Here is a 20,915-nt window from a genome sequence, read left to right on the forward strand (position 1 = left end):
CTCGGGCTTCAGCCGCGCTTGAGCAGCGTCCAGACGGCCGGCACCAGGCTTGCCGCGAGAGCCACCTTGATCAGGTCGCCGACGATGAACGGCACGACGCCGAACTGCCACGACTTTTCCGGACCGATGAGCAGCGCCAGCCAGGCAAAGCCCATCGCCATCATGACGACTTCGCCAACCAGCATGGCGTTGAAAAGCTTGATCGGATGGCGGTCCCAGCCGCGATCCGCCGCCCAGCCGACAATGGCCGCCATGACCACGAAGCCGGCGAGATAGCCGCCGGTCGAGCCGAGCATGTAGGCAATGCCGAGACCCTTTTCAGGCGTGCTCTGGAAGACGGGGAAGCCCATGGCTCCCTCGGCCATGTAGAGCAGCAGGGTGGCGACGCCGAGACGCATGCCGAAGGCGGCGGCGATCAGGAGGACGGCCAGCGTCTGCATCGAAATGTCGACCGGCCCGAGCATCACCTTGGTCTTGGCCGACAGTGTCAGCACAAGCGTTCCGGCGATGGCCAGGAAAAGCTGCGTTGCCAGCCGCGCCGCGCCGCTTTGCGGCAGAGCCAGAGAAACAAGCGGACGCATCGTAGTTGCAATTGCCATGGTATTTCCCCAATCCGATTGCCGCTACCAGATGTTCGCGGCCTCACATCCTCCTATATTGGCTTGCGTGTTATGCGGCAATCGGTTTTGCCGTTTCCCGAAACAAGGCACCGATGCATGGCACTGAAGTTCGATACCGGCTTCGACCCCCTCTATGGCCAGGGGGTGAGCGTCGCCCCCGATGTCCAGCGCATCACGGCCCGCAATCCAAGCCCCTTCACCTTTCACGGCACCAACAGCTACATTGTTGGCCGCGATACGCTGGCGGTGATCGATCCGGGGCCGGATGACGAGGCGCATCTGCGGACCCTGCTCGAGGTGATCGCAGGCCGGCCGGTCAGCCATATCTTCGTCAGCCATACGCATCGCGACCACTCCCCGCTGGCGGCCCGGCTGAAAGAGCGCACCGGCGCCATCGTGCTGGCCGAGGGGCCGCACCGGCCGGCAAGAGCCCTGCATATCGGCGAGACCAATGCGCTCGACGCCAGTGCAGACATGGCTTTCGTTCCCGACATCGCCCTTTCCGACGGCGAGGCGGTCGATGGCGACGGCTGGTCGATCAGGACGGTTCTGACCCCGGGCCACACCGCCAATCATGCGGCATTCGCGCTGGAAGGAACCGGCATCCTGTTTTCGGCCGATCATGTCATGGCCTGGGCAACCTCCATCGTCGCCCCGCCGGATGGAGCGATGGCCGATTACATGGCCTCGCTGGACCGGCTGATCGAACGCGAAGACCGCTTGCTGCTGCCCGGACATGGCGGGCCGGTGACGGCACCGCGCGCTTTCATGCGCGGGCTGAAGACGCACCGCAAGATGCGCGAGCGCGCCATCCTGGAGCGGGTCAGAGAAGGCGACCGGACGATTCCCGACATGGTCAGGGCGATCTACAGGGATACCGATCCGCGGCTGCATGGCGCCGCCGGATTGTCGGTGCTTGCCCATCTCGAGGATCTGACGGCGCGCGGTCTGGTTGTGACCGATGCCGCACCGGCCATCGATGGCATTTTCACGCCGGCCGGATAGGCAACGCAGCCCACTGCCAAGTGCCCGTGCCTCACTCGGCCGGCGCGGCGCCAACCTGACCGGCGACTTCCTGGTCGAGCTCGGCAAGGAAATCGACAATACGCGCGGCATTGTCGCCAAGGTCGTAGCGACCGTAGCGGGACGCCGACCGCATGTCGACGATGACCGTATCGCCATCGTCCGTCACGCGGATCGCCACATCAGCGGGAAGGCCGATCACGAAGCCCTTGGCGACGGCGGTGATGGTCACCTCGCTTTGCCCGGCGAGATCAGGATAGGGTTCCGATAGATCCCAGTCGCGCCGGTCGAGTACGGTTTCGACGGCATTGACGACAGTCTCGAACGGCAGGTCGTAGCTGCGTGCGCTGACCAGCGGATAGCTATCGGTCTGCAGCCGCTGTTCCCCAGGCGTCGACGGCGCAAGCACGTTCATATCCTTCGTGCGGTCGCTCACGTCCAGCGCCGGCGGTTCGTCGAAATCCGTCGAGATATCCCTGAGCGGCGGATAGATCGTCGCCCAGTAGGCGGCGACGCCGTAGGGTGCGAGCACCAGCAGCGCCAGCAGCGCGCCGACCGTCAGGTCGCGACCGCCGCGGTCGCCGAAATTCCAGAGCCGCGAAAAGGCAAACCCGGCAAACAACAGCGCCATCGCCGCCAGCAGCGCGACAATGCCGAGCACCCACAGAAAGACAGGTGTTTCGACGAGATCGAAGCGATGGCCGACAAAGACCGTCAGCAGCAGCACCAACGAAAAAGCGGCCGTGCGCCGCGACCATCCGGCCGCCCTCGACGTTTGCCGTTCAGGAATACTTGCCATCGATTGCCGCACCACCCCAACCCGAACGGAGACTTAGAACCTTTTTGCGATGCCATGAAGCCGAAACATGCGACATCGCGTCAATCCGTCGGCAGGCGATAATCCTTGAACTGCTGGCGCAAGGTGATCTTCTGGATCTTGCCGGTGGCGGTGTGCGGAATTTCACCGACGAAGGCGACATCGTCCGGCATCCACCATTTGGCCACCTTGCCGTCCATGAAGTCGAGAATATCGGCCTTGCTCGGTTCCTTGCCCGGTTTGCGGACGACGACCAGCAGCGGCCGTTCGCCCCATTTCGAATGGTGGACGCCGATGGCTGCCGCCTCGGCGACATCGGGGTGACCGACAGCCAGGTTCTCGAGGTCGATGGTCGAAATCCATTCGCCGCCGGACTTGATGACGTCCTTGGCGCGATCCGTGATCTGCATATAGCCGCCCGCGTCGATGTGGGCGACGTCGCCGGTATCGAACCAGCCATCCCCGTCGAACTGCTCCACGCCGGCGCCGCCATAATAGGCACGGGCAACGGCCGGCCCACGCACTTTCAGGCGGCCAAATGTCTTGCCGTCCCAGGGTTGCGCATTGTTGTCGTCGTCGGTCACCTTCATTTCGACCCCGAACGGCGGATAGCCCTGTTTCTGCTGGACATCGAGCCGGGCTTCGCCCTCAAGACCAGCATAGTCCGGCTTCAGGGTGCACAGCGTGCCGAGCGGCGACATTTCGGTCATGCCCCAGGCATGGATGACCTGGACATCGTAGTTCTGCTGAAACTTCGTCATGATCGCGCGCGGGCAGGACGAGCCGCCGATGACGACCTTATTGAGATAGGGAAGCTTCTTGCCGGTCTCCTCCAGATGCTGCAGCAGCATCATCCAGACGGTCGGCACGGCCGCACTGAAGGTCACCTTCTCGGTATCGAGCAGTTCATAGATCGAGGCGCCGTCCATCTTGCAGCCGGGCATGACCAGCTTGGCGCCGATCATCGGCCCGCTCTGGCCAAGGCCCCAGGCATTGGCGTGAAACATCGGCACGACAGGCAGGATCGTGTCGCGCGACGACAACCCCATGGCGTCGGGCATGGCGGCGATCATGGCGTGCAGCACGTTCGAACGGTGGCTGTAGACGACGCCCTTGGGATCGCCCGTGGTCCCGGAGGTGTAACACATGCCTGCGGCGGTGCTTTCGTCGAAGGTCTTCCAGGCGAAGTCGCCATCCGCCTCGTCAAGCCACTCTTCATAGGCGACCACATTGGGCAACGTCGTCTGCGGCATGTGTGCCTTGTCGGTCAGCACGATCACCTGTTTCAGCGACTTGACGGCGCCGGCGATCTTCTCGAGCAGCGGCACGAAAGTCAGGTCGACGAAGACTGCCTTGTCCTCGGCATGGTTCATGATCCAGACGATCTGCTCGGGAAACAGCCGCGGATTGAGCGTGTGGTAGATGGCGCCGATGCCCATGATGCCGTACCAGGCCTCGATGTGGCGGGCGGTGTTCCAGGCCAGCGTCGCGATGCGGTCGCCCAACCCATAGCCGTCGCGCTCCAGCCGCTGGGCGACCTTCAGGGCGCGACGATGGATGTCGGCGTAGGTGGTGCGCACGATCGGCCCCTCGATCGACCGTGACACGATCTCGCGCATGCCATGCTGCCGCTCGGCATTGTCGATGAGCTTATGGCAAAGCAGCGGCCATTCCTGCATCAGTCCCAGCATTCGGTCCTCCCTCACGCTTTTGCGTTGTGCTTTTTGTCCCATTGTGGAGCGAACCGACGGATTGTCCAGCCGCCAATACGGCCGAGCACTGCATTGGGAACAACCGCCACAATCCGGCCATCGTCGGCGTTAAGCTTCGTTAACGGGCAAAGGGGTGCGATTGGCGACTGAAAGAGGTTCGCATGGACGCGCAGCTCGACGACAAGGCTCTCGAGAGTACGCTTGCCGAAAGTCTGGCCGATCTGGTGCCGGACACAAAGACTGTTTCCGAAGATGAATTTGTTGAAGTTGTCGGCGGCGCGCTGGAAGCGGTCGGCGGCACGTTGCTGTTCAAGATGTGCGTCCAGAACCAGGGCGAGGACCAGCACGTCGCAGCCGCGTCAGTCGGCGATGGCGGAAACCGCCAGTTCCTGCTGCTCACCTTGCCGACCGGCGGTGGTTCCCTGAAGGTCGAGACCGTATCGAGAAGCAGCAACCCGGTCGCCGGTATCGCTGCCGCCTATGCCGGTCTCATGGACGTGTTCAAGGCCGCTGCCTGACAGCTGACGACAAGTATCGAGGATATTCGGAGGCGCGATCCGGCAGTGCCGGCCTGGGCAGGTGTTTGCGTGTTGCATGGCGACGGCAGGCCTTGAACAATGCGTTTGCGCGACACATCTCAAAGTCGACGCAAGGAGAGCCGCCGCATGGATCAGATCGCCAACCCCGCACCCGGTTTCCAACGCAACCCGGACAAAATCATCACCATCGAGCCCTATGCCGGCACCGTTACCGTGCGCGCCGGAGACGTGGTCATCGCTTCAACAGCGAAGGCCAAGGTGCTGACCGAAGCTCCCTATCCGGCGGCCTTCTACATTCCGTTCGCCGACATCGATTTCGGCAAGCTTGGCCGCACCGACCACTCGACCCATTGCCCCTACAAGGGCGATGCAAGCTATTGGAGCGTGCTGCCTGCCGGCGAGACCGGCCAGAACGCCATGTGGGCCTATGAACGGCCTTTCGACGAGATGGCTGAAATCGGCAACCACGGCGCATTCTACGCCAGCAAGGTCACGATCGAAGCCAAACCGGACTGAGCCAACGCCGAAGCGGGATACGCTCGGCTGGCCACTCACTCCGTGGTGCCGTTATTGCCGATGCCCTCGGCATCGTCGAGCCGCACAAAGGTCAAGCCCTTGGCCTTGAGCGCCAGCAGCCCCTGCACCACGCCTTCGCCTGCCGCATGGGTCGGCTGGTTGATGTGCGAGATAATGACGTCGCCGTCCTTGGCCGCCGCGATGCGCCGCGCGGTTTCCTTGGCGCCGAGCAAGGAGCCGCCGTCGCCGTTTATCGAGAATCCCGCGACCTTGAAGCCAAGCTTGCGGATCATGGCGATTGCCGACGGGCTGTATTCGGCGGTTGCGCCACGAAACCATTTCGGCGCCGGCTCGCCGGTCCCGGCAAGAGCGGCGGCTCCCGATTCGACCTCGGCCAGCACCGCATCCGGGCTGCCGGCGCTGCGGATGCCGTAGATTTTCCGCGGCGTGTCGACCGCCGGGATGTGGTGACCGCCGTGATTTTCCAGTTCGAACAGATCGGGATGCGCCCGCATGATCTCGACGGCGGCGGCGTTCCGCTTCAGCCAGATGCCGGTCACGAAAATGGTGGCGGGGATCTTGTTGTCCACCAGCGCCGAAAGGATCCGGCTGTCGGTCTGTCCGCCGCAGGCATCGAGCGTGAGTGCCACACGGCCGGCGCCGCTCGCCTGCGGCCTGATGTGCAGCGTCGGCTCGACGAGCGGCGCGGCATGGCCGGCGGATGCCATCGCCAACGACATGGCGATCATCCAGAGATTTTTTTGCAGCAGGCGCATCAAACCGATTTCCTGACCCGTCATTTCAAGCAGGCATCCCAAAGACCCGCATGAAGGCGGAAATCAGGATGATGCATAGCAGAAAAGCGCTCCACGCGACAATGTGACCGTGCCTGTGGCGAAGGGGTCATTCCACCGCGTCGAGAGTCGTGCATGCGACCCATGATCTCAGATGACGCATTCCAGCTGCATTTCGGTGCGCGAAAGAACCTCGCGCACCGCGTCGACCACAGGCTTGACCTCCAGGCCCCAGACGCAGCATGCCTTGCTGGGATCCGGCGCGCGGCAAAGGTCCTCGGCCATGCAGGCGCAAGGCATCGGCGGCTGGAGCGAGATGCTGGGCACGCCGACAGGACCCCAGCGCGACGGCTCCGTCAGACCGAACAGCCCGACAACCGGGGTCCCAGTGGCTGCCGCCATGTGCATCGGGCCGCTCTCATTGCCGAGAAACAGCCGGGCCTGTTTCAGCACCGCCAGCAGGCTTCCAAGCGACAGGTCACCGACGAGATTGACGACCGGCGGCGCGGTCCTGGCGACGATGCGTTCGGCGATCTCGCGCTCGTCCGGGCCGCCCACCAGCACGACGTCCAGGCCGGTCTCGCCGGCAATCTCGACGATCGCTGCTGCAAACCGCTCCGGCTGCCAACGTCGCCCCTCGAAGCTTGCACCCGCATGCACGGCGATGAAGGCATTTGGCCGCAGATGGTGCTTATCCAGCAGCGCCAATGCTTTCGCCGTCTCCAATGGCAGCGGCTGAAGGTTCGGAATCACCGTGCGAAGTTCAATGCCGAGCGCTTCGAGCGGCGAGAGGTAGCGGTACAGGAAATGCTGGCCATCAAAGCCGTAGGGCTTGGCAAGGACGTTGGCGGGCTGCCGCTCCAGCATACGCAAGGGTCTTTCGGAGGGATTGTATCCGACACGGGTCTTTGCGTGGACGAGCCCGGTGAGGATGCGCGACGTCTTCGAATCGGTCAGGTCGATGGTCAGGTCGAAGCGGAAGCGGCGCAACGCCCGCACCATGGCGTAGAGCTCCTTCCCGCGCTCCAAGGGCGTGCCGCGCATGCGGTCGCGCCTGAATGCGACCACCTCGGAAGCGATACCATGGGCGATCACGAAGCTCTCGAAGCGGGTCTCGCACAGAAAGACGATGCTGGCGCCGGGGAATTCGAGCCGCAGGTTCTTGGCGAGCGCCGAGGCGAGGACGAGATCTCCTATGAACTTGGTTTGAATGACCAGGATCGAGCGGAGCGGCGCGGGAGAGATCTGCAGCATCTGTTTCCGGGAGCAATTTGCGGATGGCCGCAAATTGGGCAGGAACAATGTCGAGATTACGCGACGCCGCCAGCACGTTCGCGTGAATTGTCTTACAAAACGGTAAGCTGGATGGATCCTATCCGCGGCCTGTTTTCGCAACCAGCACCGCTGCCTGCGCTGCCGCCAGCCTGGCGATCGGCACGCGATAGGGCGAACAGGACACGTAGTCGAGGCCGACCTCTTCGCAAAAGCGGATCGAGGCCGGATCGCCGCCATGTTCGCCGCAAATGCCGAGCTTGATGTCGGGCCGCGTCGCCTTGCCCTTTTGCGCGGCCATGCGCACCAGTTCGCCGACGCCCTCGATGTCGAGCGAGACGAACGGGTCCTGATCGATAATGCCCTTCTGGCGGTAGGTTTCCAGGAACGAGGCCGCATCGTCGCGCGAAATGCCGAAGGTCGTCTGGGTCAGGTCGTTGGTGCCGAAGGAGAAGAATTCGGCTGATTCTGCAATGACATGCGCGCGGATGGCGGCGCGGGGAAGCTCGATCATCGTGCCAGTGAGATAGTCGATCTTGACGCCGGTTTCCTCCATGACGCTCTTGGCAACCGCATCGATGCGCGCCTTGACGTAATCGAGCTCCTTCACCAGGCCGACGAGCGGCACCATGATCTCGGGGACCACCAGGGCGCCGGCCTTCCTGCCGGCCTCCACGGCCGCCTCGAAAATGGCCCGTGCCTGCATCTCGGCGATCTCGGGGTAGGAGACGGCCAGGCGGCAGCCACGATGGCCGAGCATCGGGTTGAACTCGTGCAGCGCCTCGGTGCGCTGCCTGAGCTTGTCGGGCGACACGTTCATGGCGGCGGCGACCTCGGCGATTTCAGCCTCGGTCTTGGGCAGGAATTCGTGCAGCGGCGGATCGAGCAGTCGGATCGTCACCGGCAGGCCGGCCATGATCTCGAACAGTTCGAGGAAATCCGAGCGCTGCATGGGCAGAAGCTTGGCGAGTGCGGCGCGCCGGTCCTTTTCGGTGTCGGCCAGGATCATCTCGCGCATGGCGACGATGCGGTCGCCGTCGAAGAACATGTGCTCCGTGCGGCAAAGCCCGATGCCTTCGGCGCCGAAGGAGCGCGCCATGCGCGCATCGAGCGGTGTTTCGGCATTGGTGCGCACCTTCATGCGCCGCACCGCGTCCGCCCATTCCATGATGGCGGCAAAATCGCCTGACAGTTCAGGCTGCAGCATGGCAACCGCGCCCTTCAGCACCTGGCCGTTGCCGCCATCGATGGTGATGATGTCGCCTTTGCGGAAGGTCTGCCCCATCGAGAGCAGCGTGCCGGCCCTGTAGTCGACGCGCAGCGAGCCGGCACCCGAGACGCAAGGCTTGCCCATGCCGCGCGCCACCACCGCGGCGTGGCTGGTCATGCCGCCGCGCGTGGTCAGGATGCCTTCCGCCGCATGCATGCCGTGGATGTCTTCGGGACTGGTTTCGATGCGCACCAGGATCGCCTTGCGCCCTTGTGTCTTCAAGTCCTCGGCGTCAGCTGAGGAAAAGACGATCTCGCCGGTAGCGGCACCGGGCGAGGCCGGCAGTCCGATGCCGATGACGTCGCGCGCGGCCTTGGGGTCGATGGTGGGATGCAGCAACTGGTCGAGCGAGGCCGGGTCGATACGGGCAACGGCTTCCTCTTTCGTGATCAGCCTGTCGCGCGCCATCTCGACGGCAATTTTCAGCGCCGCCTTGGCGGTGCGCTTGCCGGAGCGGGTCTGCAGCATCCACAATTTGCCGCGCTCGATGGTGAATTCGAGATCCTGCATGTCGCGGTAGTGCTTCTCCAGACTATCGGAGATGGTGACGAAGGACTGGAACGCGTCAGGCATCAGCTTCTGCAGCGACGGCTTGTCCGAGCCTGCTGCGATACGCGCCGCTTCGGTGATGTTCTGCGGCGTGCGGATGCCGGCAACGACGTCCTCGCCCTGCGCGTTCACCAGGAACTCGCCATAGAGCATCTTTTCGCCGGTCGACGGGTTGCGCGTGAAGGCAACGCCGGTGGCCGAGGTTTCGCCCATATTGCCGAACACCATGGCCTGGACGTTGACCGCCGTGCCCCAGCTTTCGGGAATATCGTGCAGGCGGCGATAGGTGATGGCGCGGTTGTTCATCCAGCTCGAGAACACGGCTGATATCGCGCCCCAGAGCTGCTCATGCGGATCCTGCGGAAACGGCCTGCCAAGCTCTTCCTCGACTTTGGCCTTGTAGAGCGCGATGACGCCCTGCCATTCGAGCGCCGTCAGTTCGGTGTCGAGCTCGTGCCCGAGACCGCCCTTCTGGTCCTCCAGGATTTCCTCGAACACTTCGTGGTCGAGACCCATGACGACATCGGAATACATCTGGATGAAGCGGCGGTAGCTGTCATAGGCAAAGCGCGCATCGCCGGAATCGGCGGCCAGCGCCTCGACCGTCTCGTCGTTCAGGCCGAGATTGAGGACGGTGTCCATCATGCCGGGCATCGAGGCGCGAGCGCCGGAACGCACCGACACCAGCAGCAGTTTCGACGGGTCGCCGAACCGACGACCGGTCAGCCGGCCGATGTGATCGAGCGCGACCGCGACATCGTCTTCCAACCCGGCCGGATAAATACGGCCGTTGGCGTAGTAGGCGTTGCAGACCTCCGTGGTGATGGTGAAGCCCGGCGGCACCGGCAGCCCCAGGCTGCACATCTCGGCCAGGTTGGCGCCTTTGCCGCCCAGGAGATTCTTGTCGCTGGCACGGCCCTCCGCCGCACCATCGCCAAAGGTGAAAACCCATTTGGTCATGCATCGCTCTCCGGTTGCAGGAGATTGGAAAGATTGGCGAAACGGAAAGTTCCGCCGGTCCGCCCTTGGAGCGATATGATGCTGCAGTGCGAAAGGCAAGGCGTCGGCAAAGCCGCCCGGCCACTACAATCGATTAAGCAAAGCCGTGCCTCAGGATGCGGCAAAAAGACTTGCTATGCCGGGGATTCTGGAGTAGAACATACAGTGAACAAAGAGATGGCTATGAAACTGTCCGGAAAACTCGACTATCTGGAAATGCCGGCTACGGGCGGGACGCTGGACCGGCTGAAGGCCTTCTACAGTTCCGCCTTTGCCTGGTCGTTCACTGACTATGGGCCGACCTATTCGGCCTTTGCCGAAGGCCTGGACGGGGGTTTTCAGGCCGACGCCGCCGAAGCGCCATCAAAGCCGCTGCCGGTGCTCTACAGCAGGGATCTGGAGGCGACCCTCGAGGCTGTCGAAAACGCCGGCGGCACGGTCGTCAAACCGATCTTCGCGTTCCCTGGCGGCCGCCGTTTCCACTTTGCCGATCCGGCCGGCAACGAGATGGCGGTGTGGTCCGAATAGCCAGCTCGTGCCGTCTGGCGGCGTTGCTTTTGCTGCCCAAACAGGCGTTCTCACCACCATTCATGGGGCATTGTGCTTTTTGGCTGCTCTGCTAATAACGCGCCGCACAAGCGACTCTGACGGCAATTGGGGCGTCGCCAAGTGGTAAGGCATCGGTTTTTGGTACCGACATTCCCAGGTTCGAATCCTGGCGCCCCAGCCATCCCGCTCAGGTCCGTTCCGGACACTTAGGACCGAGAGTACCTTTGCGATCTTCCATGAAGCCGATCGGCTAACAGTTCGATTGTGTCATAAATTCAGATGAGCCAAAGCCATCGCGGCAAATTCAGGTCTTGCACATGATCTGGACAGTGTCGCCTTGAACATCTCCTTCTTTCCATACATAGGTCGGCCGGGTGGGTGGCGGCTCAACATGGAACTTCAATGAACCTTCCTATCTTCGCCATCAACCTCGATCGCGAGACCCAGCGCTGGAGCGAATTGCTCGCAAGCGCCGAAGCGGCAGGCCTGACCTTGCAGCGCATTGCCGCCGTCGACGGCCGTGCGCTTGCCAAAGAGGCCTGGACGGAGATCGATCTGCCAGCCGCACGCAAGCTGAGCGGGCGCGACATCCTTTCCGGCGAATATGCCTGTTACCGCAGCCATATCCAGGCGCTGGAAACGTTCGTGGCCGGTGGCAGCGCCCATGGCCTGATCGTCGAGGACGACGTCCTCTTCAGAGAAGACACCATGCGGCGCATCGAGGCCATCATCGCGGCGGTGCCGGATTTCGACGTCATCAAACTGATCAACCATCGCATCAGCTTCTTCATGCGCGCCGTCGAGACGGCGGAAGGCGACGAGATCGGTCGTGCGCTGCATGGCCCGCAAGGCTCGGCCGCCGCCTATCTGGTGACGCGGGAGGGCGCGCAGGGTCTGTTGTCGGCGCTCGCCGTCATGAAAATGCCATGGGACGTCGCGCTCGAACGCTTTTGGGATACCGGCCTGAAGGTCTATTCCGCCCGCCAAAACGTGCTTGGCTTCGCCGCCAGCAGCGAGATCTCCGGCATAGCCGGTCCCTCGGGAAGCTACAAATCCGCAAGGTTGGGCGGGCCGAGCCGGCTACGTGCCGGGGTGTTGCGGGCCAGTGACGAGCTGCGCCGCCTGCATCACGTCCTGCTGCGGCCCCCTTTGCCGCGAGATACCCTGGACTATGCCAAGGACAACGCGCCGCGCCACATCTTGCTTCTGTTGCTTGCGGCACTCGCCATTCTCGCCATGGTTTCCGCGGTGTGGCGTGAGGCAGACACCTACCGCTATGCGGGCCTGGCGCTGGCCCTGGTCGCGGTCATCCGCTGGTTCAGGGTGGATCTGTGGACCTACAGCAAACCACTGATCGGTTGGGTCGGCTTCCTGTGTCTGGGCTGGTCGCTCTATGTCTTCATACGACTGGCGATCGTCTATTTCGGCACCCAACAGTTGGGTGGCGCCGAAGGCATTTACATGTTTCCGCTGTTCTATGCGACGACCGGATTCGCCTTTCTGCTGTTTGTCAGGCAGCCCGCACGGCTGGTCCTCTGGTTCATGATCCTCAGTCTTGTCTTTCTGGCGGCGGACACCGCCTGTTCGAACATGTTTCAGGATATCCAACCGGCCCCGTGGCTTTTCAACAATCCCATCCACGCGTCGGTGGCGGCCGGTTTCATCTTCCTCTGCACGCTGCAATTCATGGCTTACACGGCCCAGAGAACGGACCTCGGGAAAGCAACCAAGAACCTTTATTGGGCGCTGTCGACAGCCGTCCTGCTGCTTGCCGTCGTCAATATCATCGAGATGCGGTCAAAGGGCGTGTGGCTTGCGCTTGCGCTTGCGCTGCTCCTGTTGACGGTCATGACCCTGGCGAGAGGCCATCGCCGCGAACTGTTGGTTTCGGGTGGCGTGCTGGCGATCGTGGCGGCCGGCATTGTCGCAACACACAACATCTTCTCGTCCACCGCCGGCGACACCATGACCTTCGTCAAAACCCTGGTTCCGGATGTGTTCAGGCATGGCGTCCTTCCCGCATTCGACCGCGCCATCGCGAGCGATGCGGTTCCGCTTGCAGCCAAGGAAAGGCTGATGCTGTGGGCGGATGCGATCGATATCTGGAAACGCCACCCGATCTTCGGAGCCAGTTCCAGCTGGCTGACCGAGTGGGAGAACAGAACCTATCATCCCATGATCTTAAACGTCTTCCACAATGGTTATCTGGAAATTGCCGTGCGCTATGGTCTGGTCGGACTGGCGTTCTTTGCCTTTCTCTACACCTGGTCGGCCAGGCAGGTTCTGCTGGCCATGCGAGCCAAGCTTGTCGCTCCGGCCGCATGGTCCTGCTACATCTCCACACTGGTTTTCTTCGCCCTCAGCATCCTTACCAATTCCAACAACCGGCTGGCCATGGGTGAGGCCTTCATGTGGTTTGCCGCGGCGTTCGGCTTCTATTGTTTTTATGTTCGCCAGCAGAAGAACCTTGTCGCGCCGCGAACCTATTTTTAGGGCCTGCCGGCGCAGCACGTATCTGATCAGCCGGTTGCGGCCAATGCACCTTTGAGGCCCCGCTCAATTTCCCGATAATCGGGAAAGTCGATGCCAAAATCCACGGCTTATCGCCGGCAACCCGTTTGTTACGATCGACACAGATCACAGACGGGGGTTGTCACGGATATGCTGACGGACAGGCAGGCACGCGAAGCGGTGGAGCAGTACCGCGAGGAAGGATATGCGGTCGTTCGACAATTTGTCGACGGCGACGAGATGATCCGGCTGAAGAAGGAAACCGATGCGGTCTATGCCGAAGGCCTCAAGCATCACGCCACTTTCCGGCACGGCAACCTGAATTTCCAGATCCTGCCTGAATCGGACTTTGGCCAACGCTATGTGCTGCAGGCTTACTGGTTTTCCTGGATCAATTCCTATTTCGAGCAATTCCGCCGCAATCCCGACTATCTGAAGCTGCTCGAGGGTCTGATCGGCCGCGACATAAAACAGATCGCCCAACAGCTGCACTGGAAGCCGCCCGGCGCCAATGTCACGGGTTATCGCTTCCACCAGGATCTGCGCTTCCGTAACCAGGCCGCCTTCGACAATGTCGCCGACGCCACCGTGACAACAGGCCTCGCGGTCGATCGGGCGACGCTGGACAATGGCTGCCTTCAGGTCGTGCCCGGCAGCCACAAGCTCGGCTATCTCGGCCTGTCGGACGAGGGAACCGGCGAGCTGATGAAGGGTCTGACCGCCGAAGAAGAGTTGCGCAAGGTCGGCATCGACCCGGCGACCATCGTTCCGCTGGTGCTGGAGCCGGGCGATCTTGCTTTATGGGGGCTGCTCACCGTGCACGGCTCCTCGCCCAATAGGTCACAGCACGACCGCGCCTTTGCACTGTCCAGCTATGTGCGGGCGGATACGACGCAACGTGGCGAATGGGCGTTCAGGGACGGTGTTTCGGTGCCGCTCGGCAAGACGCCGGCACTGTGCAAATACGAAAAGCTCTTCGAGGAGCCGGGACCGATGTACGACACCACCGCCTGGTGGAAATGACGCTGCCGCGTCGGGCGACGGGGGCAGCAGGGGCCTGGCGTTCGCGCCAGGCCCCGGACGGCGTTGGCCGGCAATCGGGCAGCATTTCAGGCGGTGAAGTCGGCCGACAGTTCGCGGATCAGGAAATCGACGAACGCGCGCACCTTGGCCGCAATATAGGTGCGGTGCGGATAGAGTGCGTAGATCGGGCTGGAGCCGGGGCGAAACTCATCCAGCTGCACTTCCAGCCGGCCGTCGCTGATCGCAGCGTCGACCAGCAGGCTGGGCAGATTGCCGATGCCGAAACCGGCGGTGGTCATCTGGTAGGCGGCCTCAACGCTGTTGGTCGAGATGCGCCCGCCGACAGCCGCATCGAAAGGGCCGTCTGGTCCGATGAAAGGCCATGTGCCAAGCCGCTTGGCGAAATTGCTCAGCACGCAGGAATGGCTTGCCAGCTCATCCGGGTGGACCGGGCGGCCCTTTGTGTCCCAATAATCGGGCGTGGCGCAGACATAGTTGCGAACTTCCCCAAGCCGGCGGGCAATCAAGGCGGAATCGGCCTGACCGCCGAAGCGGATGGCGACATCGTAGCCTTCCTCGACAATGCCGACGACATAACGCGCGGTGAGGTCGAACTCGATCGTGGTGAGCGGGTTCTCTTCGAGGAATTTCGGCACCAGCTTGGTTATGCGCGTGTGGCCCAGAACATTGGAGCAGGAAACCCGGATCAGGCCGCGCGTCTCCTTGTGCAGGCCGCGCGTCGAATCCTGCAGTTCGGAAATGTCGTCGAGCAGGATGCGGGCACGCGGAGCATAGTCGCGGCCCGCCTCTGTGAGGCTGAGGCGCCTTGTGGTGCGATTGATGAGCCGGACGCCGAGGTCGTCTTCCAGTTCCTTGATGGTGCGGCTGACGGCCGTCGTCGACATGTTGAGATCGCGCGCCGCCGCCGACAGGCTGCCCAGCAGGCAGACCCGATCGAACACCCGCATCGCCGTCAGAAGATTCATCTTGCCTTCCCCTCGCCGTCGCGGCCCCGCCGCCATCGGCTGGGTCTTGTAGAAAACAGCGCCCAGCAACGACGCGGCAAGGGCATTCCACCGAATTTGGGCGTAAAATCAACAATGGGAGAACCGATATGACATCCAGACCTCTTCATCCGGCGATCGGCACATTTGCGAAAGGCGCGAAGAGCGGCGCGCTTGGCCGCCGCGAGTTCCTGGCGTTGGCCAGCGCCTTCGGCGCCAGCACGGCGATTGCCTATGGGCTCATCGGTCAACCGGTCCCGGCGCGGGCCGAGGAAGCCGCCCAACCCAGAAAGGGCGGCGTGCTGCGTGTTGCCATGCAGGTGATGGAGCTGGAAGACCCGCGCAAGTTCAAGGTTTCGCAGATGGGCAACATCGCCATGCAGTTTCTCGAACCGCTGGTGCGCTGGAAGCCGGATTTCACCTTCGAGCCGGTGCTGCTGCAGAGCTGGGAGATCAATGCGGACGCCACGGAATATGTGCTCAAGGTGCGCCCAGGGGTGAAGTGGTCGAACGGCGACGATTTCACCGCCACGGATGTCGCCTTCAACATCACGCGCTGGTGTGAGAAGGATGCCGCCGGCAACTCGATGGCGGGGCGCATGACCGCCCTGATCGATCCCGACACCAAGGCGGCGCGCACTGGTGCCATCGAAGTTCGCGACGACCACACCGTGGTCCTGAAACTGTCGCAGCCCGACATCACCATCATTCCTGCGATGACCGACTACCCGGCATTGATCGTCCACCGCACGTTCAATCCGAAGGCAGCGCCACTGTCGGCCAACCCCGTTTCCACGGGTCCATTCGAGCTTAAAAAACTCGATGTCGGCGTTGCTGCCTCGGTGCGCAAGCGGCCGGACGGGTCGTGGTGGGGCGGCGAGGTGTTCCTCGACGGCATCGACTGGACCGACTACGGCACCGACTCGGCCGCCACCGTCTCCGCCTTCGAATCCGGTGAGATCGACCTGAACGGACAGACGCAGTCCTATGATGTCGCCATGCTCGACAGGCTGGGCCTGAAGAAAAGCGAGATCGTCACTGCCGCCACCCTGGTCTCGCGCTGCAACGTCAACGCCAAACCCTATGACGACAAGCGCGTGCGCAACGCCATACAGCTTGCGGTCGATAACGAAGCGGTGCTGCAACTGGGCGCCGACGGCATGGGCATCGTCGCGCAGAACGATCATGTCGGACCGATGCATCCCGAACACGCCGACCTGCCGCCGATCAAACGTGATCCGGCCCGGGCCAGGGCATTGCTCAAGGAAGCCGGCCAGCTCGATTTCGAGTTCGATCTGATCTCGGTCGAAGCCGACTACCGCAAGGAAAGCTCCGATGCCGTCGCCCAGCAGATGCGCGACGCCGGCTTCAAGGTGAAACGCACCGTCATCCCGGAATCGGCGTTCTGGAACGACTGGACGAAGTATCCCTTCGCGACGACCAATTGGAACGCCCGACCGCTCGGCATCCAGACCTATGCGCTTGCCTATCAGACCGGTTCGGCATGGAACGAGACGGGGTTCGCCGATCCAGACTTCGATGCCAAGGTCCACAAGGCCAATTCCATCGCCGATCCGGAGCAGCGCCGTGTGGTAATGAAGGAACTCCAGGTCATGCTGCAGGATTCCGGCATCATCGTTCAGCCTTACTGGCGAAAGCTGTTCTGCCATATGAAACCTTCCTTGATGGGCTACCAAATGCACCAGGCCTATGAGCAGGATTTCACACGGGCCTGGCTCGCCGCCTGATCGCGGACGACCCCTCCGACAGGGCGGCGCATTTTCTGGCGCCGCCCTTAGAGCAGTTCACCGTTTCACGGAAACGGCGAGCTGCTCTAACTCTTTGTTTTGAGGCAATTTTGGCCGGAAAACCGCTTCACACTTTTCCTAGAATTGCTCTGGCCTGCTCACCGGGGACGTTGCGCCGAAGCGTCGGCCTCAAGGGCGTTCGAGGAGCAGTGCGGGCTTTGTATCGGGCATGATGCGCAGACACGCCCACACATGCCCTGCCTTGTCAGGTCGGCCGGGATTGCAGGCCGCCACACCGGACCGGCTGGCACATCAAGCGTGTGAAACATTCTGGTTTCTGCCTCTGTCATCATCTAGCTCCGGTTCATGGCTGGAGCTTACTTTTGACTGGGGGAAGCGAAACCCGCTTTCCCGGGCAACGACCTTCCCGAAAACCGGGAGAATTCGTGCTCTTGGTGCCGAGAGGGACCCGAAGCAGCAAGACGACCGCATGAGCGGTCTGCCGCACCGGGTTCTATTGCCGGATCTCGACAGGTCTCTGCCGCTCAGTTGAAGTGAATTCGCCTGCCTATTGTGCGGAACTCCAGCCTGTCTTGGACGTTAGACCCGCCATCTGAAAGATATTTCCTACCGACGCGATAGGCAGTATTACGAAGCGGGTGGGACGCCCCGAGCCACACGGCCTGTCGGATATGAAGCAATTTTGCGGTTGAGATCGCGGAACATGCAGCGTTATTTCCATCCGATCTGGAGATCTTAAATTGCCAGCTCGAATATGCTGCGTCTTTGGCAGCTGGCAATTGCTCAGCCTGGTTGCCTCACTTCGCCAATCAACAATGGATGGAAGCTCCCCGGCGGATCAGGAGCATGAGGACTATCTCCTGCTTTATGAAACGGCCGGCGTTTCCGAGCATTTCAAGACCGGTCTTGCTGAACTTGCGTCTAAAGTATGGACCTGGAGACGGATCATATGGGCGTACGACCTTCTGACGTCCGAGCGTAAATATGGGCAACTGCAAATTTTCCGGATCCATCGTCTGATCCGAGACACAATTGGTCTCGACGCGAGTTCCGTAGCTGAAATCTGGGCCTGCTTCGTTAACCGGCCGTCGGAAAAAATACTGCTGGATTCATACCCTGAAGCCAAGATCGTTTTGTATGAGGATGGCTTGACGTCATACCTTCCATTCGAGATGGCAACCATGTCACGGCCGCCGGGCACAAGGTTTCGACGACGCATCACCGCGGTCTTGATTGCAGGACTCTCTACAATTTCACCGGCGTTCCGATTGAGGAAAGCGGCCGACAGGATAGAAAGACACCATCTGAGACGGGTGACGAAGTTTTATTCTTTGCTTCACGAAATCCCCATTCACGATGCACTGGAGAACGTACCAAGATTTCAGGTCGGCGCTTCGCTGATGCGCGACGTAATAGATGAAGCCTGCAGGGATGCGCTTTCCGGCGGCGATGAACATTGCCGTGCGTCAGCCAACCCACGGATCCTGCTGCTCGGCCAGGCATTGTCGCGAAACCGCATAATGTCGTACGCGCAAGAGGCGGCGATCTATAGACGAATTGCGGAGCAGATCGTCGAGAGGGGATACGACGTCGTCTGGAAGGAACATCCCAGAATAAGCAAGCCCTTCTTCCCCGAATTGCTGGATACAGTTGGCAATGTGACGGCCGACGCCAACACCAGGATCATGGAAGCTAACCTGCCACACATATATCCGATAGAGCTTGTCGTATCCCGGATGAACATCGTTGGCTGCGTCTCCGGCACGTCAGCTGCCCTTCTTTACCTGAAGTGGCTTTACGGCATCAAAACATACACATTTGCGGAATCCCTGGTCCCCCTCATGACTGGCGCGGATATTCTAATGAGCGAAATGGTAAAAGCCCATGCGGAGCCCTTTTCAACGCTCCAATCTTTGAACGAGACGCAGAAAGGGATCCGTTGAAAGGCGGTAACCCGAACAGGTTGAACACGATCCTCGCTGTCCAAATTCGGACAAACTCGATCTGGGACATCATCGATGTCAAAGCCGCTTTCAGTCCTTCAACGAGCCACCAAGGCCGACGTTCGATCGGAGCCGTTTCCACACATCATCCTGCCTGACGCCCTTCCCCTCGATCTCTACCAGGAATTGGCCGGCACGTTTCCCGCTCCGGAAACGCTCGAAATCGATACACGCCGCAACAACACCAGGTGGGATTATGAGGCCCACCGCGTTCGGTCGAACGAAGCCGTGCCGCAAATATGGCGCGATTTTATCGCCTACCATGTATCGCAAGCATTTTTCGGCGAGGTCGCCGACCTGTTCTACGACGATATTCACAAGCTTTACCCTGATTATTACCCCAATTATGAACGCCTCAAGAATATGAAAGCGGGCACCAGGTTTAGTGACACCTATGCAACGCGCGACATACTGATGGATGCGATGCTCAGCGGGAACACGCCGGTGACCAATGCCGGATCGGTGCGGACAAGCCACATCGACAATGGCGACAAGCTATTTTCTGGCCTGTTTTATATGAGGCCGGAAGATTATGATGCCGTTGGCGGGGACCTGACAATTAGTCGTTTCCAGTCCAAATACGCCACGCTGAAAGCCAAAGCGACACTCTTCAATGATGCCTATGTCGACGACACCCATTTGGAATGCGTCGAAACAGTTCAATACGACAAGAACATTCTTGTATTGTTCATCAATTCGATTGAATCGGTCCACGGCGTCACAGTCCGCCAACCCACCAACAAATCCCGGCTTTTCGTCAATCTGGTTGGAGAAGTCGAAAAGCCATTCTACATCAAAGGAAAAAAGATACGGCCGCGCTACGTCCCGGCGCATCAAAATCAGGATGAGGCGGAACAGACCTGGCTGAAAAAGCTCAAGCAAAAATTGCGGCTTTAGAAGAACAACGCCGTCGATCCGAGTTTCAGCCTGAACTGCCAATACCGAGCCGGATTCGACTTTCCCGGCGGCCGGGCAAAGATTGGAACAGAATGAGATTTTATCCAGCCGTCGAACGGATCGCCTTTTTCGCCACGCTTGCCGCTGTTCTTGCCCTTGCACTGCTGCCTATACCCCGCCTCGAAGAGTACGGGATCGATATCGGTTTCCGTTCCGACAAGCTGAACCACGCCAGCGCCTTTGCCGTCATGACTTTCCTTGGAGGGCTCGGCTGGCCCGATCGAAAAGCAAGACTAATCGTCTTCCTGGCCATGATTGGAGCGGCGATCGAGGTCCTGCAGGGCACGGCGCTGATACGGCGCGATCTGGATGTGTTCGACTGGTTTGCCGATTGCGCCGGCATCGCATGTGGCCTCGTGGCCGTGATCTGTGTGAACTGGATCTTGCGGCGCAGAGGTTGAGCCCGCTCTCAAGCCTTATCTGCACGGCGCCGATAGCCACAGGAGTTCGCCCTCGGCTCCATTGACTCAGCGAAATCGGATTGCAACGATCCGATCCGAGAGTGAGCAATTTTTCTAACTTGGCCGGACAGATATTTTGGGCGCGGCACCCAGGAAGTGCGCCATCAGTATTGAGGGACGATGACGATCAAGATCAGGCTTCCGGGCGGTGTATTGAAGGTCAAGCAACGTCATGAGTTGCGGCGGCGGGAGCACAAGGGCGAAGTCCCGGTCTGGCAGTTTGGCAAATATTTCGTCATCTGGTGGCCCAGTACAATTCCTGATCGACCATCCAGGAGCTCGAATACTGATGAGGAACTTGAAATGAATCTTCCATCGTCTGGAGAAAGCACGTAAGCTCTATGCATCATGGCTTTGCGAATCAGATTGCCGGGGGGCACACTGAAGGTGAAGACCTACCGGGAACTGCGTGATCGCGAGCGGGATCGCAGGGTGCCTGTGCTGAAACTGGGCTCGCTCTATTTCGTCTGGTCCCCGGCCAAACATCATTCGCACAGGCACAGTCCGCGGCCCTGACATTTTTTGCC

The 20,915-nt window shown here is 61.1% G+C and carries 18 protein-coding genes and 1 tRNA gene; 12 read left to right on the forward strand and 7 right to left on the reverse strand.

Going from position 1 to position 20,915, the window contains the following annotated elements:
- Window positions 1-8: 8 nt before the first annotated feature.
- Window positions 9-599 (reverse strand): biotin transporter BioY, encoded by a 591-nt coding sequence (locus AC0NIL_RS25275; RefSeq protein WP_027164125.1) that lies wholly within the window; start codon window positions 597-599, stop codon window positions 9-11.
- A 117-nt stretch (window positions 600-716) separates the two neighbouring features.
- On the opposite strand from AC0NIL_RS25275, the gene AC0NIL_RS25280 reads away from it, so the two are divergent.
- Window positions 717-1,625, forward strand: coding sequence for an MBL fold metallo-hydrolase (locus AC0NIL_RS25280; protein WP_473572702.1), 909 nt, complete (start codon window positions 717-719; stop codon window positions 1,623-1,625).
- Window positions 1,626-1,656: 31 nt separating this feature from the next.
- On the opposite strand, the gene AC0NIL_RS25285 is transcribed toward AC0NIL_RS25280, so the two are convergent.
- Window positions 1,657-2,442 (reverse strand): DUF1499 domain-containing protein, encoded by a 786-nt coding sequence (locus AC0NIL_RS25285; protein WP_024503644.1) that lies wholly within the window; start codon window positions 2,440-2,442, stop codon window positions 1,657-1,659.
- 80 nt (window positions 2,443-2,522) lie between these two features.
- On the reverse strand, window positions 2,523-4,151 hold the full coding sequence (locus tag AC0NIL_RS25290; RefSeq protein ID WP_063167687.1) for a fatty-acid--CoA ligase: 1,629 nt from the start codon (window positions 4,149-4,151) through the stop codon (window positions 2,523-2,525).
- 182 nt (window positions 4,152-4,333) lie between these two features.
- Here AC0NIL_RS25290 and AC0NIL_RS25295 point away from each other — a divergent pair, with 182 nt between their 5' ends.
- On the forward strand, window positions 4,334-4,690 hold the full coding sequence (locus AC0NIL_RS25295; protein ID WP_013532740.1) for a hypothetical protein: 357 nt from the start codon (window positions 4,334-4,336) through the stop codon (window positions 4,688-4,690).
- A 147-nt stretch (window positions 4,691-4,837) separates the two neighbouring features.
- Window positions 4,838-5,227, forward strand: coding sequence for a DUF427 domain-containing protein (locus AC0NIL_RS25300; protein WP_013532741.1), 390 nt, complete (start codon window positions 4,838-4,840; stop codon window positions 5,225-5,227).
- 35 nt (window positions 5,228-5,262) lie between these two features.
- Here AC0NIL_RS25300 and AC0NIL_RS25305 read toward each other — a convergent pair whose 3' ends face one another.
- The 3 genes from AC0NIL_RS25305 to ppdK all read right to left on the reverse strand — a co-directional run bounded on the left by AC0NIL_RS25305 (window position 5,263) and on the right by ppdK (window position 10,072).
- On the reverse strand, window positions 5,263-6,003 hold the full coding sequence (locus AC0NIL_RS25305) for a polysaccharide deacetylase family protein (protein WP_013532742.1): 741 nt from the start codon (window positions 6,001-6,003) through the stop codon (window positions 5,263-5,265).
- 168 nt (window positions 6,004-6,171) lie between these two features.
- On the reverse strand, window positions 6,172-7,275 hold the full coding sequence (locus AC0NIL_RS25310) for a glycosyltransferase family 9 protein (protein WP_473572703.1): 1,104 nt from the start codon (window positions 7,273-7,275) through the stop codon (window positions 6,172-6,174).
- Window positions 7,276-7,393: 118 nt separating this feature from the next.
- Window positions 7,394-10,072, reverse strand: a complete 2,679-nt coding sequence (ppdK, locus tag AC0NIL_RS25315; protein ID WP_473572704.1) for a pyruvate, phosphate dikinase — start codon at window positions 10,070-10,072, stop codon at window positions 7,394-7,396.
- A 222-nt stretch (window positions 10,073-10,294) separates the two neighbouring features.
- Here ppdK and AC0NIL_RS25320 point away from each other — a divergent pair, with 222 nt between their 5' ends.
- The 4 genes from AC0NIL_RS25320 (at window position 10,295) to AC0NIL_RS25335 (ending at window position 14,194) form a co-directional block, all read left to right on the forward strand.
- The gene (locus tag AC0NIL_RS25320; protein WP_013532745.1) at window positions 10,295-10,639 is read left to right on the forward strand and encodes a VOC family protein; all 345 of its coding nucleotides are present in this window, start codon (window positions 10,295-10,297) and stop codon (window positions 10,637-10,639) included.
- 127 nt (window positions 10,640-10,766) lie between these two features.
- Window positions 10,767-10,841 (forward strand) — tRNA-Gln (locus AC0NIL_RS25325).
- A gap of 221 nt (window positions 10,842-11,062) precedes the next feature.
- Window positions 11,063-13,153, forward strand: a complete 2,091-nt coding sequence (locus AC0NIL_RS25330) for an O-antigen ligase family protein (protein WP_473572705.1) — start codon at window positions 11,063-11,065, stop codon at window positions 13,151-13,153.
- 168 nt (window positions 13,154-13,321) lie between these two features.
- Window positions 13,322-14,194, forward strand: coding sequence for a phytanoyl-CoA dioxygenase family protein (locus AC0NIL_RS25335; RefSeq protein WP_024503632.1), 873 nt, complete (start codon window positions 13,322-13,324; stop codon window positions 14,192-14,194).
- Between the two features lie 86 nt (window positions 14,195-14,280).
- Here the strand turns inward: AC0NIL_RS25335 and AC0NIL_RS25340 are convergent, their stop codons facing one another.
- Window positions 14,281-15,180 (reverse strand): LysR family transcriptional regulator, encoded by a 900-nt coding sequence (locus tag AC0NIL_RS25340; RefSeq protein ID WP_473572706.1) that lies wholly within the window; start codon window positions 15,178-15,180, stop codon window positions 14,281-14,283.
- Window positions 15,181-15,308: 128 nt separating this feature from the next.
- Between AC0NIL_RS25340 and AC0NIL_RS25345 the strand changes: the two genes are divergently transcribed.
- The 5 genes from AC0NIL_RS25345 to AC0NIL_RS25365 all read left to right on the forward strand — a co-directional run bounded on the left by AC0NIL_RS25345 (window position 15,309) and on the right by AC0NIL_RS25365 (window position 20,724).
- Window positions 15,309-16,946, forward strand: coding sequence for an ABC transporter substrate-binding protein (locus AC0NIL_RS25345; RefSeq protein ID WP_473572707.1), 1,638 nt, complete (start codon window positions 15,309-15,311; stop codon window positions 16,944-16,946).
- A gap of 761 nt (window positions 16,947-17,707) precedes the next feature.
- Entirely contained in the window at window positions 17,708-18,910 is a 1,203-nt protein-coding gene (locus tag AC0NIL_RS25350) for an alpha-2,8-polysialyltransferase family protein (protein WP_244506925.1), read from the forward strand.
- 75 nt (window positions 18,911-18,985) lie between these two features.
- Window positions 18,986-19,867: a hypothetical protein gene (locus AC0NIL_RS25355; RefSeq protein WP_275953724.1), complete on the forward strand. Its 882-nt coding sequence runs from the start codon at window positions 18,986-18,988 to the stop codon at window positions 19,865-19,867.
- Window positions 19,868-19,959: 92 nt separating this feature from the next.
- Window positions 19,960-20,328, forward strand: coding sequence for a VanZ family protein (locus AC0NIL_RS25360; protein ID WP_013532752.1), 369 nt, complete (start codon window positions 19,960-19,962; stop codon window positions 20,326-20,328).
- 180 nt (window positions 20,329-20,508) lie between these two features.
- The gene (locus AC0NIL_RS25365; RefSeq protein WP_127365665.1) at window positions 20,509-20,724 is read left to right on the forward strand and encodes a hypothetical protein; all 216 of its coding nucleotides are present in this window, start codon (window positions 20,509-20,511) and stop codon (window positions 20,722-20,724) included.
- The last annotated feature ends 191 nt before the right edge of the window (window positions 20,725-20,915 follow it).

This window comes from Mesorhizobium sp. WSM1343, from assembly GCF_055901535.1.

Excerpts from the sequence above, each read along its gene's own strand:
- AC0NIL_RS25275 (WP_027164125.1), bottom strand. The coding sequence starts at position 599 with ATGGCAATTGCAACTACGATGCGTCCGCTTGTTTCTCTGGCTCTGCCG.
- AC0NIL_RS25280 (WP_473572702.1), top strand. The coding sequence starts at position 717 with ATGGCACTGAAGTTCGATACCGGCTTCGACCCCCTCTATGGCCAGGGG.
- AC0NIL_RS25285 (WP_024503644.1), bottom strand. The coding sequence starts at position 2,442 with ATGGCAAGTATTCCTGAACGGCAAACGTCGAGGGCGGCCGGATGGTCG.
- AC0NIL_RS25290 (WP_063167687.1), bottom strand. The coding sequence starts at position 4,151 with ATGCTGGGACTGATGCAGGAATGGCCGCTGCTTTGCCATAAGCTCATC.
- AC0NIL_RS25295 (WP_013532740.1), top strand. The coding sequence starts at position 4,334 with ATGGACGCGCAGCTCGACGACAAGGCTCTCGAGAGTACGCTTGCCGAA.
- AC0NIL_RS25300 (WP_013532741.1), top strand. The coding sequence starts at position 4,838 with ATGGATCAGATCGCCAACCCCGCACCCGGTTTCCAACGCAACCCGGAC.
- AC0NIL_RS25305 (WP_013532742.1), bottom strand. The coding sequence starts at position 6,003 with ATGCGCCTGCTGCAAAAAAATCTCTGGATGATCGCCATGTCGTTGGCG.
- AC0NIL_RS25310 (WP_473572703.1), bottom strand. The coding sequence starts at position 7,275 with ATGCTGCAGATCTCTCCCGCGCCGCTCCGCTCGATCCTGGTCATTCAA.
- ppdK (WP_473572704.1), bottom strand. The coding sequence starts at position 10,072 with ATGACCAAATGGGTTTTCACCTTTGGCGATGGTGCGGCGGAGGGCCGT.
- AC0NIL_RS25320 (WP_013532745.1), top strand. The coding sequence starts at position 10,295 with ATGAAACTGTCCGGAAAACTCGACTATCTGGAAATGCCGGCTACGGGC.
- AC0NIL_RS25330 (WP_473572705.1), top strand. The coding sequence starts at position 11,063 with ATGAACCTTCCTATCTTCGCCATCAACCTCGATCGCGAGACCCAGCGC.
- AC0NIL_RS25335 (WP_024503632.1), top strand. The coding sequence starts at position 13,322 with ATGCTGACGGACAGGCAGGCACGCGAAGCGGTGGAGCAGTACCGCGAG.
- AC0NIL_RS25340 (WP_473572706.1), bottom strand. The coding sequence starts at position 15,180 with ATGAATCTTCTGACGGCGATGCGGGTGTTCGATCGGGTCTGCCTGCTG.
- AC0NIL_RS25345 (WP_473572707.1), top strand. The coding sequence starts at position 15,309 with ATGACATCCAGACCTCTTCATCCGGCGATCGGCACATTTGCGAAAGGC.
- AC0NIL_RS25355 (WP_275953724.1), top strand. The coding sequence starts at position 18,986 with ATGTCAAAGCCGCTTTCAGTCCTTCAACGAGCCACCAAGGCCGACGTT.
- AC0NIL_RS25360 (WP_013532752.1), top strand. The coding sequence starts at position 19,960 with ATGAGATTTTATCCAGCCGTCGAACGGATCGCCTTTTTCGCCACGCTT.
- AC0NIL_RS25365 (WP_127365665.1), top strand. The coding sequence starts at position 20,509 with ATGACGATCAAGATCAGGCTTCCGGGCGGTGTATTGAAGGTCAAGCAA.